Below are 18,359 nucleotides of genomic sequence, written 5' to 3'. Positions count from 1 at the left end.
GTTGCTGATGAACCGTGCTGCCGGAGGGGCGGCTCGGGGTCAGCAGGCCGGTCGTGGTTGGAGGGCGAACCCGGTCGTGTTGTGATCGGGGTGCTGGTCGCCGGGTTGCTGGCGGGGTATGGGATTGCCATGCCGGTCGGGCCCGTGGGGACCTATCTGGTGGCGTTGACGGAGCGGAGTTCGTGGCGGGTCGGCGCTTGTGCGGCGTTGGGGATCGCGTCGGCGGACGGGATCTACGCGTTGGTGGCTGCGGTCGCGGGCACGGCGTTGGCGCCCGTGATCGAGTCCGTCGTCGTCCCGTTGCGATGGGCGTCGGTCGCGGTGCTTCTCGCGTTCGCGGTGAGCGGCGCAACGAGAGCGGTACGGCGATATCGGGCGCATCGACTGACCGGGATCGAGCAGGAGATGCCGGTCAGTGCATTGAAGGCGTACGGCGGCCTGCTCGGCATGACCCTTTTGAGCCCGATGACGGTGATCTACTTCGCCGCCCTCGTGCTGGGCGGGTCCAACTCGATGACTGCGGTCGAGCGGGCCGTGTTCGTCGCAGCGGCGTTCGCGGCGTCGGCTAGTTGGCAACTGCTGCTCGCCGGCGGTGGTGCGTTGCTCGGACGAGTGCTGACCGGACACCGAGGCAGGCTGCTGAGCGCCCTCGGTTCGAGCCTGGTGATTGCCGCGTTGGCCGTCAATCTCGCTGCCTAGAGCAAACGTTCAACCGCGCCGGCCGGGTTCAGGAACAGCAGCACCGGTGTCCCGGAGTTCGGGATCGTGGCTGCGTAGGCCTGGAGTTGAGGCGCGTAGTACGCGACTCGGCTGTCCAGCGCGGCCGCGGGTACGGCGTCCGTCTTGTAGTCGACGATGACGAGACGGCCGTCGTCCTCGCGGTAGATGAGGTCGACGAAGCCCTCGAGGATCGTCCCGTCCGGTTGCAGACTGCCGACGTACGACTCACGCCAGTGCTCGCGTACGGCGGCCCGCTTCACCACGTCGGCCGCCAATGCGGATCGCGCCAGCGCGGCCACGACGTCGGCGTACTCGAGGACGCCCTCGGCGAGGCACTGCGCAGCGACGGCGGCGTCGAGGCCGGCGCCGGTGCTCAGATCGACGACCTGCATGACGCCGTGCACGGCACGACCGATCGCCGTACCGTAGCGGCCCTTCGACCACGGTGGGAGCTCGAGGTCGCGGGCTGCCTTGGCCGTGCCGGGGTCGACGTCAGCTAACGCGACGTCCGGCCCCGTCCCTTCCAGACCGGACGCACTCTGGGCCGAGCGCTGGCGGCTGGCGGATCGGGCGGCGGCGACGCGGTTCTCCCAATCGGTACGGGCGATTGGCGGGGTGACGTCGGCCGACGACCGGGGCTCGCGCTCGACCGGAGCTGGGCTGTCGAAGAGCGTGACGTGCGGTGCCTCGACGCCGCCGGCCGACGCGAGGAGCTCGGCATTGCTGGAGTGGCGTCGGTTGCCGGACCGGTGCAGCGACACGACCAGGTGGTCGCGCGCCCGGGTGGCGGCGACGTACAGCAGGCGGCGGCGTTCGAAGTCGTCCATCTGCTCGTCGACCGGCTGGACGAGGTCGAAGTCCTCGGTCTGCACGGACGACTTCAGCTTGACCGCGTACCCGCCGTCCGGCGGCCACAGCACCTGGACACCGCGCTGCCGGTTCGGCGCGGCCGTCATGCCGGACAGGATGACGATCGGGAACTCCAGGCCCTTCGCGGCATGGATCGTCATCACGCGTACGGCGTCCGCATCGGTCTCGGGGAGGACGGCCTCCGCGACTCGCGACGCCTCCTCACCTTGGTGCGCGGCCCACGCCAGGTACGAACGGAGGCCGCCGTGCTCCACCTCGGACCACGCCCGCGCCTGATCGACCACGAACCGGACCCGGCGCCACGCGTCCCGCGCCCGCGCCCCGATCGCGGCGACCTCGAGCATCCGGCGATCGGCGACGATCTTCGCCAGCACCTCACTCGGGGTCATCCAGCGGGCGGCGTAGAACGTCCGGCGGAGCCACTCCATCGCCTCGCCGACCGGATGAGTGAGCAATGAGTCAGGCACCGGCGCGGTCAGGGTGAACGAGCCACCCGATCGTTTCCAGACGTAGAGATCGTCGTCGCCACAGCCGAAGAGCGGCGAGCGCAGGGTGGTGACGAGCGCGAGTTGGTCGCTCGGGTCGCCAAGGGCGCGTGCGCACGCAAGGAGGTCGCGGACCTCCGCGGTCTGGTAGACGAGCGAGCTGGCCTCGGCGCGGTACGGGATGTCAGCGCGGTCGAGGGCGTCTTCCAGGAAGGGGAGTGAGGTGCGGGCAGGGACGAGTACGGCGATGTCGCCGGCTTCCGCTGGACGCCAGCCACGGGTGCGCTCGTCGTACACCAGCCAGCCGTTGGTCAACACCTGTTCGATGGTCGCCGCGACGTCGACCGCCTCGCGCTCGCGGAGGACGGACGCCTGTGCGCGGGGGAGGTCGGCGTGCGGCTCGGCGCCGAGGACGGTGACGGCAGGGCCGGACAGTTGCTCGTCGTAGGAGTCAAAGCCGGCGACAGGGGTGTCGTCGTCGGAGGTGGTGCGCCGGAAGGGAAGCACCGTCGCGAGAGCAGGCTCGTCGGCGGAGTCGAACAGGTCGCCGAGCAGCGAGAGCTGGTCCCCGCTGACGTCAGCTGGTTGCGGAGAAGGGACCCGGGGAGAATCCGCGGACGGGCCGGCGCGATGAGGAGCGAGCGCCTGGTACGACGGCTGGGCCGCCTCCTGGGGTTGGATCAACGACCCGAACACCGCGTTGATCCAGTCGAGGACCGGCGACACCGTGCGGAAGTTGGTGGTCAACGCGACCGTCTCGCCGAGCAGGTCCTGGGCCGTCAGGTACGTCGCGATGTTCGCCCGCCGGAACCGGTAGATGGACTGCTTCGGGTCCCCGACCACGAACAGCCGTCCTTCCGGCACCTCCACGTCACGCCAGTCCTCAGCCGACGCCTCGGCACCACCGGCGATCCGCACCGCCAGCTCGATCTGGATCGGATCCGTGTCCTGGAACTCGTCCAGCAATAGCCGCTCGAACCGCTCCTGCAACGCCGACCGCACCGACGCGTCCCGCCGAAGCAGGTCACGCGCCAGCACCAGCAAGTCGTGGAACTCCAGCCGCCCCTCCGCCCGCCGCAGCTCCGCCGACTCCAGCACCCGCTCCGCAATCCAGTGCGAAAGATGCCGGAGGCAAGCGTCCAGCAGCAGCTCGACGAGCGATCCGGCGACCTCGACCACCTCGGTGCAGTCGCCGCGCACCCGGTTGATGTCCGGCCAGTTCTCCTTGCGCCCGATCCGGCCGACCTTCAGCCCGCGCAGCGTCTGCAGGATCGCCAGCTGCGTCTCCTGGTCGGTCGCGGCGTCCAGCATCACCCCGAGCTCACGGATCTGCTGCACCCTCGGCAGCAGGCGATCCTCGGCATCGAGGCACGACTCCGCAACGGCACCGATCTGCGCGGCCGCCGCGACCAGCCCGGTGAGATCCGGCATCGCGACCAGCTCGGGCGGATCGACCAGCACCCGCTCGGCGATCAGGTCCCAGTCGTTCCCGAACAGCCGCGCCAGCGACCGCAGGTGCTTCAGCTCGACCCCGACCGCCATCGCCAGCAGCAGCGGTTCCGCGATCGAGTCGTCGTCGAGCAACAGCTGCTGCAACTCCGCCCAGCGCTCCTCGAACGCGACGGACGAACCCACCTCGTCCAGTACGTCGATGAGCGGCGGCAGCCCGGCCTCGATCGGATGCGCGAGCAGGAGCTGCTGCGCGAACGCGTGCAACGTCCCGATCGACGCCGAGTCCAGGTCGTCCAGCGCCGCATCCGCCAGCTTCCCGGCCGGCCCCTTCCGCGCCTTCTCGAACTCGACCCGCAATCGGTCGCGGAGCTCCGCCCCGGCCTTCTCGGTGAACGTCACGGCCGCGATCGTCCGCAGGGGTACGCCGTCGCGCAGCACCAACGTCGTCACCCGGTCGACCAGCGCGTGCGTCTTCCCCGACCCGGCGCCCGCCTCGACGAACAACGTCGCCGACGTGTCGGACTGGATCCGCTCCCGCGCCGCGCTGTCCAGCAAGAACTCACTCATTGCCGGCCTCCGCGAGCGCAGTCGGGTCGATCAACCGGACCAGGCGGGACAGTGTCGGATCAAGCCGTTTCCGGTCCCATCGCGCTCGCACCTCGCTGTGCCCGATCCCGTCCGGGTTGCAGTAAGGGCACTGCACCCAGAGGAAGTCCGGCACCTCGGGCGCCTTCGGTGGGAAGTACCCGGCCGCGATCGACGACACGATCACGTCGAGCGTCTCGACGTACCGGGCCTCGACGTCGGGAGTCAGCGGCACCGGGATCCGCTTGCCGCCGCGCCGGACGAACCAGTACGACGCCTCGACCGGTGTCGATGGTTCACCGAGCCGGGCGCGCGCGGCGTACGCGTAGACAGGCAGTTGGAGCTTCGTCCCACCCGCCACCGGGTCGGACTCGATCGCCTCATACCGCGAGAAGCCGCCGGTCTTCACGTCGGTCACGTAGATCGTCCCGTCCCGCCCGAGGTCGACCTTGTCCGCGCTGCCGCGCAGCAGCACCCGCCCCGACGGCACCGGGATCTCCACCGCCGGCTCGCCGTCGAACCCGAACCGCAGCTCCGAAGCGACCACCGACGCATCCCGGTCGGCCCGCCAGTGGTCGTCGTCGTTCAGCAGCACCATCAGGTCGCCGAGGATCCGCAACCGCTCCCGCTGCCACAACCGCGGATGCCCGGTCAAACCCTCCGCCTCGAACTGATCGGCCCGATCCGCACCGATTGCCAGCAGCAACGACCGCTGCTCGGCCGACCACGGCTCGCCGTACGACGGCAGCGAACCCGCGAGCCGTGACACGAAAGCGTCCAGGCTGTTGTGGATCAGGTTCCCCACCTGGATAGGCGAGATCACGAGCAGATCCTCCGGCGCCTCCAGCGGCTCCACCTGAAGCAACCGCTCGACGAAGTACGCGTGCGGGCACGTTGCATACGCCTCCAGCAACGTCGGCGACGCGACCCGGTCCTCCACTGCGTACTCCGGTAGTCCCGACACCCCGGACAGATCCCCGTCGAAGCGCGTGAACGCGTTGCTCGCCCGCCCACGCAACAGCTCCCGCGCCCGAACCACGACCTCGTCGTCGAGCCACAACCGGGCCGACACCGCCCGGACCTGCCACTCCTGCTCGGTCGCCGGCATGGTTGCCGTCGTCAATGATCCCGCGTACGACGCCGACGTCTGCAGCCGATCGCCGTACGAAGCCTGGTCCCACTCGGTCGCGGCGAGCGCGTGATCCCCGGTCAACGACCGCATCGTGCCCAGCAACCACCGAGTCGGAAGTCGCCGCGACGAACGCCGCAGATCGCCGCGCGGGAACGACGCCACCACCTTCCGCGAACCCGCTGAGAACGCCACCAGCAAATGCCGTTGCTTCTCGTCCAACCGGTCCCGGAACGACGCCAACTCGGGCGCCGCCGCCTCGCGGACCCGATGGGGGAGCAGCGCGTCTTCGTGTACCCGCCCCGGATAAAGATCCTCCGACAGCCCGACGACGTACACGATGTCGGCCGACAACCCGACGCTCGCCGACAACGGCGCCACCAGAACACCGGTCCCGAACGTCCCGACCCGAGGAAGCGACTGCTGCAGCTCGAGATCCAGCACATCGCGCAGCACCGTCAGGCTCGCCGGCGTGCCCAGCTCGTCCAGCGTCGACAGCCCCTTCAACGACCCCTCGACCGCGACCGCGGCGTACTGCTCCTCGACCGGCAGGGACGAGTAGTCACCAAGCAGGTCGTTGAAGAGCTGCAGCACACCACCGGCAAGCTCCGACCACGTCTCCAGCGCGGCGATACCACCAAGCCGGCGGCGGAGCTCGGAAGCAAACGCATGCAAGCGTTCTGCGTTGGCTGCGTTGTACTGCGCACGCCGCACAGCTGCCGGTCGTGGGTCCTCGGCTGCCTCCTCCTGGTTCGCCGTACGGCGCTCGGCCTCGGCGTACCGCGCGAGCCGGGCGTCCCAATCGTCGCCACGGACCACGCCGGCGACGCGGGACATCCGCTCCCACTGCGGCACCGGGATGCGCTCGCCGGTGAAGTCACGCGTCGGCGCATTCGCGAGCGCGCGGAAGACGTCGGCGCGGGGCAGGTCCTGGTCGACGAGGGCGAGCACCTCGAGCAACGTCCGGGCGATCGCGCGCTCGTGCACCGGCCGGGTGCCGGGTCCATTGACCTCGATCCGGGCGGCGGCCAGGTGCTCGTGCAGAAGCCGCGCGTACGGCGTTGCGGCCGAATAGAGGACCGCGATCCGGTGGGCCGGAGTCTTCTGCAGCGAGGCGACCACGTCCCGGACGACGCAGCGCACCTCGTCGTCGGCGTCGGACGCGTTGAGCACCTCGGTCGCGACCGGGTAGTTCTTCGAGATCGACGACGGCAGATCGATCCCGATCCGTTCCAGCGAACGGCGGACCGCTCGGTCGGCCCGCCGTACGTCGGTGAGCCCGACGATGACCGTGAGATCGGCCGCCGCGGACCCCAACGCCTCGACGAACGCTGCCTGGGTCTGGGTGAGCTCCTGCGGGAGGTAGAGGACAAGGGCGCCGAGCTCAGCGACCAGGCCAGGGTCGGTGGTGATCCGTGCCGCGGCCGCGCGGAGCAGGTCGGTCTCGTCGTACCACTCTGGGGCGAGCTCCGTCGTCACGTGGCGGTGCAGGCGGACCAGGTCGGGGCCGAGCACGGATGCGCCGGCGACGCTCTCGAGGGCTGGATCGGTGAGGTCGCGGAGCTCCTCGTGGGCTGAGGCAAGCGCTTGGATGGTTGACGGGTGCTCGGCGACTTCCTGGAAGATGCCGGGCGCCTTGGACAGCGCCGTCCGCCAGGTCGCTGCGACGATCGGCCGGGTCGCGGGGCGGCGCGGTGACAGCACACCCGCGGCCAACTGCTCGGCTAGGCGCTCCAGCGTTGCCAGGTAGAGCCCTGCGATCCCTGACACGGCGAGGTGGCGGCGGGCGACGACTCCGGCAAGGTTGTTGGGCAGGAGCAAGGTGACAGGCTTCATCGGATCGTCGGCCTTCAGCCGCGCGACGACGGCCTGCAGGCGTTCCAGAGCGGCCGCTCCGTAGGCGGTCGTCTCGATCCGGGTCCCGCTCACCTCAAACCCCCGATCTGTCCAAGTTCCACCGCAGACGCTAAACCCTGCCACGGACAGAAAGATGACGGGGCGCGAAACGCCAAGGTTTCTGCAGGCTGGACGATCCGCTCCCACAATGAAGAAATGACCAGGGAGACGTCGATCGCGCGGGTGCTGCTCGTGCTCGTCTTCGCGCCCGCCGGCGGTCTGTTCGGCAAGGCGGTGGCTGAGGCCGCGCAGGGCCGGCAGTGGTGGCCGTGGCTGGTCGCGGCGCTGGTCTGGCTGGTGCTGACCGGGCTGGTCTCGGTGGTGGTGACGAGCCATTTCGACGAGCACCGATAATGCTCCGATGGTCGCCGCGGTGCATCACATCGAGCTCTGGGTCCCAGACCTGTCCAAGGCGCTGAACAGCTGGGGCTGGGTCCTCAACCGGTTGGGCTGGAAGGACGGTGACGGCTGGCCCGGCGGGATGACCTGGATCGCCCCGGACGGCTGCTACCTGGTCGTCGAGCAGAGCCCGGCGATGTCGGCGGCGGAGCACGACCGGCTCCGCCCTGGGATGAACCACCTCGCCGTGACCGCGGCCGGCCGGGCGGAGGTCGACGCGATCGTCGCGGAGGCGGCCGGGCACGGCTGGACACTGATGTTCGCCGACCGGCACCCGTACGCCGGCGGCCCGCAGCATTACGCCGCCTTCCTGCACAACGAGGACGGCTACGAGCTCGAGATAGTCGCACCGGACTAGCTGGTGAGACTAGGTATGCCTGGAGTGACCACTGGGTCTGGTGGTGTGACATGGTTACTCCAGGCAAGTGGTGTCGCGGGGCAGAAGTGGAAGGACGGTGCTCGTGACGGAGAAGCCTGACGGGGGAAGTACGCCCGGACCGGTTTCACCGGAGCTCCTGGAGGCCCGGATCCGCGGTCTCCAACACGCGCTGGGGCAGCTGCTGGAGGACGCCCGACAACTGACGTACGGTGAGCACCAGCGAGCCGTGCAGCTGCATCGTCAGCTACAGGAACAGACTGCGGTCGCCCGACGCGAGTCACGGGCCCTGGTGGACGCCAAGACCGCCGAGGCACTGGCCAGTGCCGAGCCGACCGCGCGTCTGCTGGCGGACAAGCTGGCGCCCGGGCTGGCGTCCATACCGCCCAACGACGCACGCTGGCGCTCGCGGCAACTCGTCGGCGCGGGCATCCCGTCGTACGTGCGAGTGGGCGAGCTAGACCCTGGTACGCCGGTCGCTGCGCCACTGCTGCGGACGAACGGGTGGCGTGTGACCGCCGACCGCCACGAGTCCGCCCGCAGGCTGCTGCAGAGCGTCGCACTGCGCCTGGTAGCGGCCGCCGAACCCTTCCGGCTCCGGATAGACGCGTTCGACCCGCGGCTGACCGGGACGATGGGCCTGCTCGGTCACCTGACCACGAAGTACCCGCAATTGGTGCCCAGGGCAACGCACACCGCCGAGCAGCTGCACACAGTGCTGTCCGGACTGGTCGATGTCTCGTCGCTGCGCGCCAGCAGGCAGGCACAACTGGGGCACGAGCGGTTCGAGGACCTCATCCGGGAGACGGGCCGAGTCACTGACCCCTATCGGCTGGTCATCTTGTTCGACTACCCGGCAGGCATCGACACGCTCGCCCAGCGCGACCTGCTCCGGCTGGCCGCGACCGGTGGCGAGCGGGGCATCTGCTTCCTGGTCCACCACGACCCGTCGATGACACCGGAGAACGACGTCGACACCAAGCAGCTGCTCGACATGCTGACCCCGATCGCGATCGCCGGCGAGAAGGTGGAGGTCGCTCAGCTTCCCGGCGTACCGGCGAAACTCGACCCGCAATTCGACGCGAACGTTGCCGCGGGCATCTGTGACGTGGTGGCCGAGCTGGCCGACATCGCCGTACTGCCGACGATCGACTTCGACCGGACGCTGCCGGACCGCTCGACCTGGTGGCAACCGGTCAAGGACGAGCTGAGCACAGTGATCGGGTACGACGACCGGACGCCGGCGCTGGTGCGGTTGCGCAGCGGCAACCCCGCGCTGCCGCATGTGCTCGTCGGTGGCGCCGTCGGCCAGGGCAAGTCGAACCTGCTGCTGGTGATGATCCACGGTCTGGCCGCACGGTACGCCCCGGCCGACCTGGAGATGTACCTGCTCGACTTCAAGCACGGTGTCGAGTTCTCCGCACTCGGTCCAGCGGCGGAGCGGGAGCACTGGCTGCCGCAAGTGCGCGTGCTCGGGATCCACAGCGACCGCGCGTTCGGTCTCGCCGTACTGCGGCACCTGTCGGACGAGCTGGCGCGGCGCAGCGAGATCTTCAAGGCGCATGGCAACGTTGCCGACATCGCGGAGCTTGCAGCCGGCCCTGATCGGCCGCCGCGCCTGCTCGTCGTACTCGACGAGTTCCAGGTGCTGCTGGAGGACGACGACGAGCTTGCTGACGAGGCGGCCAAGTTGCTGGAGCGGCTCGTCCGGCTGGGACGCGCGTACGGCGTTCACGTCGTACTGGCGACGCAGACGATCGAGGGCGTCAAGCGGCTGTCGACCAAGCGGGACTCGATCTTCGGACAGGTGCCGTACCGGATCGCGCTGAAGACGACGCCGGCCGACGCGCAGGCGATCCTGCGGAGCGGGAACACGGCGGCGGCGGAGCTGCAGTTCCGCGGTGAGGCGGTGCTGAACGCGAACTTCGGCTCGCCGGACGACAACCAGCACGTACTGGTGAGCTTCGCCGACAAGCCGGTGCTGGACGAGCTGCGGCGCGAGCTGTGGACGCGGGCGGGGGAGGCGGCGCATCCGCCGCGCATCTTCCACCTGGCCGAGCCGGCGCGGCTGGCGGACACTGCTGCTGCGGTCAAGCCTGAGCTGGGGCGGCCATGGACGGGGCTGCCGATCGCAGTGACTGAGGCGCCGGTGCAGGTGGAGGTGCGTCCCGAGCCAGGGGCCGGCGTACTGGTGCTGGGTGACGGTCCGGCTGACGCCATCGGCGTACTGAGTGGGCTTGCGTTGTCTGCGGCTGCCGCTGCGGTGGACCCGCCGCGGTTCGTGTTCGTCGACGGCACCAACTCGTCGCCTGCTGTTGCTGATGGCAAGGGGGCGTTGATCCAGGCGCTGCGGCAGCTGGGGTGCGAGGTCGAGACAGTCGACAAGCATGACGACATCGCGCCACGGTTGTTCGCGCTGCGGGACCAGGTGCGGAACGGGCAGATCGGTGGGGAGACCTATCTACTCGGGTTTGGGTTCCACGGGGTACCGAAGATGCAGGTGCATGCGGAGGGGTTCTTCGAGAGCCCTGCGAACGCGCTGCAGGACATCGTCCGGGACGGGCCGTCGCAGGGGCTCATCACCTTCGGCTGGTGGAACCGGCTGCACGTCTGCACCGAGCAGCTCGGGTACGGGCGGGCCAACGTCGCGACCCACCTCTTCCTCAAGCACCCGCAGGACGGCGTGCGCGCAGTCTGCGGTCCGCTGGTGCGCTGGGCGTCTGAACCGCACCGGGCACTGCTGTGGGACGGCCTGCACCCGGAGGCACAGGTCGTCGTACCGTTTGCCGCACTGCGGTCCGACGAGGTGGACCGCGCGGTGGAGTTGGTACGGCGATGAAGACGGAAGAGCAGCAGTGGGCTGAGTACGCACGGGCGCTCCGACAGGTCGCAGGAGCCCGGGCGGACGCCCAGCAGGCGCAGGACCGGGTGACTGCCCACAAGTCGAAGGCAGAGGCCACTGCACTCGCCGAGGCCGACGCTATGGCCGAGCGCGGCCGCAAGGTGGAGGCCCGGCTGAACGCGCTGGCCGAGCAGGCTGCGGCCAGCCTGCAGCGGGCCGGACTGCCCGCGGAGGGCAAGCGGGTCAACATCGCGTTCCCGGACATCCGTGCGCTGACTGATCTGGAGTCGGCGGCGACCCGGATCACCAAGCAGCTCGGTGAGGCGGTCGACCAGCTCGAGCAGGTCCGCGCTGACGCCCGGGCGGAGCAGGAGCGGCGCAAGCGCCGTACCATCAGCGCAGCACTGACACTGGTCGGGTTCGTGGTGGTGTGGGTGGTCACGCGGTCGTTCCTGGCCGGCGTCGAGGCAGCAGCCATCGCTGCGGTCACGATGCTGGCTGCGTCGCGGGTGCTGGGGCTGCCGCGGCTGCCCGGCGCGCGCTGGTGGGGCTGGGGAGGTGCAGTCGTGGTCGTCGCGGTGATGGCGGCCGGACTGCCCTGGTGGCTGGCGATCCTGGTACCCGTGATCGTGTCCGGTACGGCGATCGTGCTGCCGAAGAAGCGTGGTTGAGGGAGAGGGTTGATGTGTCCGACGTACAGCGGCTCAAGGAACAGCTGCACCAGGTGTCGATGGAGGCCAAGCAGGCCGCCGGCGGCCTGGCCGGGTTCAAGCTCCGCTTCACCCAGCACAGCCAGCAGGTGGAGAGCCTGATCGCCGGTACGGCGACCGGCGTCGACCGGGACATCTCGGAGATCCTGGACGCCGCCGGTAAGGCTGTCGAACAGGCCGCCGAGGCGCTGGAGATCGCCTCGGCCGGATGCAAGAGCTACGCCGACCAGATCTAAATGGTTTCGGACCTGCAGCGAGTCGCCCGAGGTCTGGTCGACTGCCTCGACGAGGTGCCGCAGGTGGTTCAGCACCTGCAGCGCACCGCGGACCGCTGCCGTGAGAACGCCGCGACCGCGATAGCCGCCTCCCACGGCCGCGCCACGGTCGCTGCCCAGCAACTCGACGCGGCCGCCCGCGCATGCGAAGCCGCGGCCCACTACCTGTCGATGGCGCCCCCGAAGGCGCGCGCCTGGGCTGAGCGCCTCGTCGGCGACTCCCGCAGTACGAACCGGCCCTCCAGCGACTCCGCCGACCGCAACAAGGCCACCCGCGGCCGGGACGACGTTTCCGAACGGGATTCCCAGGGCCGCCCGAAACGCCTCACCGCCCGCTACGACGACATCGAACTCCCCGAGCAGGACGACGACGAGTCCCCACTCGTCACCGTCGCCCGCAAAGCCTTCGAGAAGTTCCGCAAACAACGCGAGAAGGACGAAGAGCAGCGCGAGGACCCCGAAGAGCTCGAGGTCGAGATCACCGTCACCGAAACCGGCGAGCTCACCATCGAGGAACGCAACGAAAAGGAAGACCAGAAACGCGAGGACCACCTCCGCCAGGACTTCCAGATCGAGGTAGACCTCACCGAACCCATCAAGAACCTCCTGGCCACCATGGCCGACTCCGCAGCCGAAACCTGGGACCACGCCGAGCTCACGATCACCCCGACCCAGATCGAAGCCACCTTCGACTACCCCGAAGACAATCCCGACCCGATCGCCGTAGACATCAACCCCACCCTCGACTTCGACCCAGCCTTCGACCTCCGCCCCCTCGGCGACGACTTCGCCCCTGGGATCCACGATCCGGACGGCATCTTCGACGGCAAGGAGCAGGAGATCGCGAAGGTGCTCGAGCGACAGGGGTGGCGCGTCGACGCACGACGTCCCGACCACACCACTCGCAACAGGAAGAATCCGGACTCGGCGGTTCGCAGGAGTGGCACCGAGGAGGGAGTGATCATCGAGTTCAAGACGCTTCGCGAGGGCACTCACTCAGCGGTGAAGCGCAACATGCTCGAAGGCACCGGCCAGGCGACGCAGGACCGCCCGCGCGGTGAGGTCGTCATCGACGGACGGAACGTCGGGCTGTCGGAGGCGATCGCGGACCGCGGATACCGGCGGGCTCTTGGTCAGCCTGGCAAGACCGTCGCAGACGTTGTTCATGTCATCCTCGGTGACGGGCGGATGGTCACCTACACGAAGGAGCAGTGATGTCCACCAGCGACAACGTGTTTCTGGCTGCGGCTGAACCTGTCGATCAGTTCGCGCAGTGGCTGGCCGGGGCGATCGGTCTGGAACCGCTGCATCCTGAGGACCTGCAGACCGGGGAGTACATGTTCCGGGGCCAGGCGCGGACGGCCGAGGGTGATCTCATTCTGCTGGTCGCGCCGAACGGGTACAGCGAGGTCGATCCGGAGCCGGAGGACGTCCAGGCGCTCGATCCGTACCCGATCGATGTGCAGGTTCGACTGGCGGGGCGCAAGGACGAGAAACTGCAGTTGCGCGAGACCCAGGCGGTCTTCGGTGAACTGGTCGAGTCAAGGCCCGATGTCGCCATGCTCCTCGTACACAACCTGGACACCTTGGTGGCAGCGCACCTGCCGGGAGTGGGCACCCACACCTTCGATCAGCCCATCAGCCCGGACGCCCCCGACATCGACACCTGGCGCCCCTGGGTCATCGGCTGAGCCGGGTGCGCTGGTGTCGACGGACGACGACATCTTCTTCGCCTCGGACGTGCCGCTGGCCACGACGGTTGACCGAGCCGAACACGTACGGCGAGGCCGATCCTGAGCCCGAGGATGTCTCGGCGATCGACCGCTACACGGGAGTGGTCGAGGTCCGCCTCGCGGGCAAGAGGGACGAGGAGTTGCAGTCACGGGAGGCACGCGCGGTGTTCGACGAACTGGCGGAAGGCCGCCCCGGCGTCGCGCTGGTCCTCAGCCACGACCTGTCCATGATCGTCGCGACGTACCTGCCCGGCGCCGGCGTGCACTCCTTCCCGCCCGGTACGACACTCGACATCCCGGATGACACCGTCTGGCGCCCATGGGTCGTCGCCTGACGTGTCTGTCGTCGACTGTGTCTTCGTGGCCACCGCGGAGTCGCCGGGGCAGGTGGCTCGGTGGCTGCGTGAGGTCGCCGGGTGTGAGGGCGGGAGCGTGGACGGTGCCGCCGTTCGCATGCGGGTTCGGGCGACGACTGTGGACGAGTGGCTCGGGGTGGTGGCTCAGCCGAACGGGTACGTCGAGGTGGATCCGGAGCCCGAGGACGTCCAGGCGCTCGATCCCTATGCGATCGAGATCCAGGTCCGGGGCGGGCGCAGGGAAGCCATCCTGCACGCTGAAGCGCGGTTGATTTTCGACAAGCTCGTCACCTCGCGCCCGGACCTTCCGATGCTCCTGGTCCACAACCTCGACACGCTCGTCGCAGCGCACCTGCCCGGCGTGGGCACCCACACCTTCGACGAACGAATCACGCCGGACGCCGCCGACGTCGACTCCTGGCGCCCTTGGGTCGTTGCCTGAATCACCTCTGTGTGGTTTGGGGAAGTTCCGCCGAAGTGCGTCATGAAGTGTTGTGGGGGGCGTCACTTCCTTGAACCCATCCCCACAGGGAAGTGGAAGTGATTGGTATGGACGGTTGTTCTTCGATGTCGCTGATGGGAACGCGCCGGCCGGGTAGGCGGGTGCACTGATGTCCGATCCTGTTCCTCAACGTCGCCGCGTACTGGTGTGGTTCGGGGACCACGTCGTCGCGGACTACCGGGCGGAGGCCGACCTGGCCGAACGCTACGCAGCAGCCATGGCGCGCCGGTTCGCCGGCCTGCGCGTGACCAGTGACCCGATCCCCGACGCCGACCCCGGCCCGGACCGCACGCTGCCGGGCGAACGGCTCTGGGAGGTAGCCCCGAAATGACGGCCCGTCGCTTCCGGCTGATCCGCCATCATGACGTCTCCGGTGTCAGCGGCACCGGCCCCGTCGCCGAGGGCGTCCAGTTCACCGACGGAGCGGTCGCGCTCCGCTGGTACGGCGACTATCCGACCACCACAGTCTGGGACGGTATCGAGTCCGTGGTCGCCATCCACGGCCACGGCGGCGCCACCGAGGTCGAGTGGCTCGACCCGGAGCAGGGGCCGGACCCCGACCTGAGACTGCCGCCGCGGGAGTCTCTTCCACCGAGACCTTGGCCGGATCTGCACTCCGCCCCCGAGCCACAGGACCCCGATCCCCTGCACAGCGACGGCAGCAGCGGTTCGTACGGCGGTGCGCCGCCGGCCGGCTGGTCGTCGTACCGGGTGTTCCGATGAGCCGGACCGGGTCCGGCGCCGCGGACCCGGTCTGAATCGGGTGGCCGGTGCCGACTCCTCCCTTCCGGCACCGGCCGACCGAAACCACCCCGTTGCCCAAGGCACCAGTACGGCGACCACCCGGGCGTGGCTCGGGCCCAGCCGGACTCGCGATGCGACTGGGCCCGAGGGATCAGCGGGTCACTCCATCGCCTGTGTCACGTCCAGGTTGTAGTACTTGGCCGGCCCGTCGCACAGTTCCATCATCTTGGCGGCGAACTCGGAGGTGTCGGCGCGGTTCGAGTTCGCCATCGCCTCGTCGTACGACCCGAACTGGACGATCGCGAAGTACCGGCCCGGCTCGTCCCGGTCGGCGCACGTCATCGCGATGGTCGGCGCCGAGCCCTCACCGGAGCCCTCGCGGGTCTTGCGGAACTCGTCGTTGAGCGCGGCGATCTCGTCCGGCTTCTGCGTCCGGTACTCGATGATCTGAACGAAAGCAGCCATTTCTCCCCCTTGCCCATGGCCCCCACTTTCGGCGGTCCCTGCCTCGACACTGCGCCCCGATCGGCGTGACCGCAAGGGTTCGGGTACGGCGGTGACCGCATGCCCTCGCGGCATCACGAAGCGTTCGGTTCTGCCGTCAGCAGAGCAGCCTGGGTTTTGTCGGTGGCGCCTGATTGGCTTGCGGGCGTGGAGATTCTGATACTCGGCGGGACCGCTTGGCTGGGTCGTGAGATCGCGACCCAGGCGTTGGCGCGTGGGCATTCGGTCACCTGCGTGGCGCGGGGCGAGAGCGGCGGGGTGGCCGACGGAGCGACTCTGGTCGCGGCCGATCGCAGCCGGCCGGATGCGTACGACGCTGTGCCCGACCGCGACTGGGATGCGGTGTTCGAGGTGTCGTGGCAGCCCGGCTTCGTGCGGGGAGCGCTGGCGGCCTTCGGCGCTCGGGCGAAGCACTGGACGTATGTGTCGTCGGTCAACGTCTACGAGAAGTACGACACGCCGGGCGCCGACGAGTCCGCCGTACTGCGGGATCCGACCGAGCTGGACGTGGTCGACCGGGAGTTGTACGGCGAGGCGAAGGCGGCGTGCGAGGCGGCGTCGATCGAGGCGGTCGGGGACCGGCTGGTGATCGCGCGGGCCGGGTTGATCGGTGGGCCGGGGGACAAGAGCGATCGCTCCGGTGCGTGGGTGGCTCGGGCGGCGCGGGCGCCGGAGCAGCCGATGCTGGTGCCGGACACGCCGGAGCTCTCCACGGCGGTCGTCGACGTGCGGGACCTGGCGTCCTGGTTGCTGGACTGCGCGACGGAGGGCACAACGGGGACCTTCGACACACATGGTCCGGTGGTGCCGTTCGGGGAGTGGATCGAGTTGGTGCGCCAGGTGGGCGGGCACACCGGGCCGGTGGTGCTCGCGTCGCGGGAGTGGCTGGAGGACCAGAAGGTCGAGCAGTACATGGGGCCGGACTCGCTGGCGATGTGGCTGACCGCACCGGGGTACGAAGGCTGGTCGAGTCGCAGCGGGGCGGCGGCTCGGGCAGCCGGTCTGACCCACCGGTCCCGGCAGTCGTTCCTGGAGGACGTGCTCGCCTGGGAGCGCGAGCTCGGCCTGGACCGCGAACGCAAAGCCGGCCTCAGCCCAACCAAGGAGCAGGAGTTGATCCAGTCACTGGAGGCGTAGGCCGTCTCTGGTGCTCCCGCGCCTACTGCGCGGCACTCGGCACGGCACCTCGCCGCACTGGAGCAAAGGCCACGATGGATCCGCATCGAGGCCTTCACTCCAGCACGGCGATGCACCGCACCGAGCACCTGCTCGCGACGGCGCGGGAGCACCAGACACGACCTTAGAGTGGTGGCATGTGGCTGGTACTGATCTCGGACACTCATCTGCCGGTGCGGGCGAAGAAGCTGCCGGAGCCGGTGTGGGAGGCGATCGAGCAGGCCGATGTGGTGATTCACGCCGGGGACTGGGTCAGCGTGGCGCTGCTGGACGAGCTGGAGGCTCGGGCTGCGCGGCTGATCGGGTGCTGGGGTAACAACGACGGTCCGGAGCTGCGATCGCGGCTGCCTGAGGTTGCCCGGGTGACGCTCGACGGCCTGTCGCTCGCGGTGGTGCACGAGACCGGGTCGGCCAAGGGGCGCGAGGAGCGGTGCGAGAAGGCGTACGCGGGCGTGGATGTGCTGGTGTTCGGGCACAGCCACATCCCGTGGGACACGACGAGCCCCGGCGGGCTGCGGTTGCTGAACCCGGGATCGCCGACGGACCGGCGCCGGCAGCCGTACTGCACATATCAGACGGCGACGATCACGTCCGGCCGCCTGAAAGAGGTTGCTCTCCACAACCTTTGACAGGCGTTGCCTGCTGCAACGGTCCTGAGCTGGTCCTGACATGGACGCGGCCGGGCGCGCAGTGGCGACCGCCGTACCACCGAGTTACGGCGTCCCACGCCCGACCGCCCGGCCGACCGACGTCGTTGCGGGAACTAAGCGTTTGCTGCTTCCTTGACCCGGGTCTTGAGGCGGTCGCGCACCTCTTCGGGCGTGTAGGCGCGGCGCTTGCGCTCGCCCCGCGCGATCACCACGCCCGTTGCGGCCACGCCGACGAGCCCCGCAAGTCCTACGACCTTCCATACCTTCATGGCGACTAACCTAGCGATGTGGAGACCCGGATTTCACTGGATGACGCTACGGAACTGACACGAACAGGTGACATTTGGCTGTTCCGCGGCGCCAGCCCGGCCGACCGGGCGATCCAGCTGACCACGAACAGCCCGGTCAACCACGTCGGGATGGCGATCGTCGTCGAGGACCTGCCGCCGCTGATGTGGCACGCCGAGCTGGGCCGGTCGCTGCCGGACGTGTGGACCGGCACGCACCACCGCGGCGTCCAGTTGCACGATCTGCGTGACGCGGTGCTGGTGTGGGCGCGGAAGTACGGTCAGCGCGCGTGGCTGCGCCAGTTGGACCATCCCGTGACGCGGGAGATGGAGGACGCCGTACTGCAGACCGTCGCGCGGTTGGACGGTACGCCGTTCCCGTCGACGGCCCGGTTGGCGTCGAGATGGGTGCGAGGGCGGGTGCCGGCGTTCCGGCGCGGGACGCGGGAGCTCGAGCTGGAGTCGGCGTACTGCGCCGAGGTCGTGGCGGTGACCTATGAGGCGATGGGGCTGCTGCACGGGCGCCGGCCGAACTGGTACGACCCGGGGCGGTTCTGGAGCGGTGACGATCTCAAGCTGTCGCACGGCGCCCGGCTGGGCGAGGAGATCGCGGTCGAGATTCCGGCGGGCTGAAAACTGTCGGCGCTGTGTGATTGGGTTGTTCCGGG

At 69.3% G+C, this 18,359-nt stretch carries 19 protein-coding genes; 15 read left to right on the top strand and 4 right to left on the bottom strand.

Annotation, left to right across the window (positions count from 1 at the left end; genetic code table 11):
• Positions 1-81 precede the first annotated feature (81 nt).
• Entirely contained in the window at positions 82-699 is a 618-nt protein-coding gene (locus AB0H36_RS38215) for a LysE family transporter (protein WP_360535149.1), read from the top strand.
• On the opposite strand, the gene AB0H36_RS38210 is transcribed toward AB0H36_RS38215, so the two are convergent.
• Complete coding sequence (locus tag AB0H36_RS38210; RefSeq protein ID WP_360535147.1) at positions 696-4,094, bottom strand: UvrD-helicase domain-containing protein; 3,399 nt, start codon at positions 4,092-4,094, stop codon at positions 696-698. The genes AB0H36_RS38215 and AB0H36_RS38210 overlap by 4 nt on opposite strands.
• Positions 4,087-7,170: a PD-(D/E)XK nuclease family protein gene (locus tag AB0H36_RS38205; RefSeq protein WP_360535145.1), complete on the bottom strand. Its 3,084-nt coding sequence runs from the start codon at positions 7,168-7,170 to the stop codon at positions 4,087-4,089. Before AB0H36_RS38205 ends, AB0H36_RS38210 begins: the two co-directional genes overlap by 8 nt.
• Positions 7,171-7,293: 123 nt before the next feature.
• Between AB0H36_RS38205 and AB0H36_RS38200 the strand changes: the two genes are divergently transcribed.
• The 11 genes from AB0H36_RS38200 to AB0H36_RS38150 all read left to right on the top strand — a co-directional run bounded on the left by AB0H36_RS38200 (position 7,294) and on the right by AB0H36_RS38150 (position 15,053).
• A complete protein-coding gene (locus tag AB0H36_RS38200) occupies positions 7,294-7,491 on the top strand; it encodes a hypothetical protein (RefSeq protein WP_360535143.1) in 198 nt (65 codons plus the stop codon).
• 7 nt (positions 7,492-7,498) lie between these two features.
• On the top strand, positions 7,499-7,894 hold the full coding sequence (locus AB0H36_RS38195; protein WP_360535141.1) for a VOC family protein: 396 nt from the start codon (positions 7,499-7,501) through the stop codon (positions 7,892-7,894).
• A gap of 103 nt (positions 7,895-7,997) precedes the next feature.
• A complete protein-coding gene (locus AB0H36_RS38190) occupies positions 7,998-10,751 on the top strand; it encodes an FtsK/SpoIIIE domain-containing protein (RefSeq protein ID WP_360535139.1) in 2,754 nt (917 codons plus the stop codon).
• A complete protein-coding gene (locus AB0H36_RS38185; protein ID WP_360535137.1) occupies positions 10,748-11,425 on the top strand; it encodes a hypothetical protein in 678 nt (225 codons plus the stop codon). The genes AB0H36_RS38190 and AB0H36_RS38185 overlap by 4 nt, the downstream gene beginning before the upstream one ends.
• Positions 11,422-11,700, top strand: coding sequence for a hypothetical protein (locus AB0H36_RS38180; protein WP_360535135.1), 279 nt, complete (start codon positions 11,422-11,424; stop codon positions 11,698-11,700). The genes AB0H36_RS38185 and AB0H36_RS38180 overlap by 4 nt, the downstream gene beginning before the upstream one ends.
• A complete protein-coding gene (locus tag AB0H36_RS38175) occupies positions 11,701-12,954 on the top strand; it encodes a hypothetical protein (protein ID WP_360535133.1) in 1,254 nt (417 codons plus the stop codon).
• Complete coding sequence (locus AB0H36_RS38170; protein WP_360535131.1) at positions 12,954-13,430, top strand: hypothetical protein; 477 nt, start codon at positions 12,954-12,956, stop codon at positions 13,428-13,430. The genes AB0H36_RS38175 and AB0H36_RS38170 overlap by 1 nt, the downstream gene beginning before the upstream one ends.
• 68 nt (positions 13,431-13,498) lie before the next feature.
• On the top strand, positions 13,499-13,807 hold the full coding sequence (locus AB0H36_RS38165; RefSeq protein ID WP_360535129.1) for a hypothetical protein: 309 nt from the start codon (positions 13,499-13,501) through the stop codon (positions 13,805-13,807).
• Between the two features lie 25 nt (positions 13,808-13,832).
• Complete coding sequence (locus tag AB0H36_RS38160; protein WP_360535127.1) at positions 13,833-14,270, top strand: hypothetical protein; 438 nt, start codon at positions 13,833-13,835, stop codon at positions 14,268-14,270.
• Positions 14,271-14,439: 169 nt separating this feature from the next.
• Positions 14,440-14,661, top strand: coding sequence for a hypothetical protein (locus tag AB0H36_RS38155; protein WP_360535125.1), 222 nt, complete (start codon positions 14,440-14,442; stop codon positions 14,659-14,661).
• Positions 14,658-15,053, top strand: coding sequence for a hypothetical protein (locus AB0H36_RS38150; protein ID WP_360535123.1), 396 nt, complete (start codon positions 14,658-14,660; stop codon positions 15,051-15,053). The genes AB0H36_RS38155 and AB0H36_RS38150 overlap by 4 nt, the downstream gene beginning before the upstream one ends.
• A 180-nt stretch (positions 15,054-15,233) precedes the next feature.
• Here AB0H36_RS38150 and AB0H36_RS38145 read toward each other — a convergent pair whose 3' ends face one another.
• On the bottom strand, positions 15,234-15,539 hold the full coding sequence (locus tag AB0H36_RS38145; protein ID WP_360535121.1) for a hypothetical protein: 306 nt from the start codon (positions 15,537-15,539) through the stop codon (positions 15,234-15,236).
• Positions 15,540-15,725: 186 nt separating this feature from the next.
• On the opposite strand from AB0H36_RS38145, the gene AB0H36_RS38140 reads away from it, so the two are divergent.
• Together AB0H36_RS38140 and AB0H36_RS38135 are read left to right on the top strand one after the other, a co-directional pair.
• The gene (locus AB0H36_RS38140) at positions 15,726-16,715 is read left to right on the top strand and encodes an oxidoreductase (RefSeq protein WP_360535119.1); all 990 of its coding nucleotides are present in this window, start codon (positions 15,726-15,728) and stop codon (positions 16,713-16,715) included.
• Between the two features lie 176 nt (positions 16,716-16,891).
• Positions 16,892-17,383 (top strand): metallophosphoesterase, encoded by a 492-nt coding sequence (locus tag AB0H36_RS38135; protein ID WP_360535117.1) that lies wholly within the window; start codon positions 16,892-16,894, stop codon positions 17,381-17,383.
• Between the two features lie 134 nt (positions 17,384-17,517).
• Here AB0H36_RS38135 and AB0H36_RS38130 read toward each other — a convergent pair whose 3' ends face one another.
• Positions 17,518-17,673 carry a hypothetical protein gene (locus AB0H36_RS38130; protein WP_165546543.1) on the bottom strand — a complete coding sequence of 52 codons (156 nt, stop codon included), beginning with the start codon at positions 17,671-17,673 and terminating at the stop codon, positions 17,518-17,520.
• A gap of 18 nt (positions 17,674-17,691) precedes the next feature.
• On the opposite strand from AB0H36_RS38130, the gene AB0H36_RS38125 reads away from it, so the two are divergent.
• Complete coding sequence (locus AB0H36_RS38125) at positions 17,692-18,324, top strand: hypothetical protein (protein WP_360535115.1); 633 nt, start codon at positions 17,692-17,694, stop codon at positions 18,322-18,324.
• Positions 18,325-18,359 lie beyond the last annotated feature (35 nt).

The sequence above is a fragment of the Kribbella sp. NPDC050820 genome (genome assembly GCF_040653975.1).
Classification (GTDB): Bacteria; Actinomycetota; Actinomycetes; order Propionibacteriales; family Kribbellaceae; genus Kribbella.
Note: the sequence above shows the minus strand (reverse complement) of the source record. Positions and strands in the feature narration are given on the sequence as shown.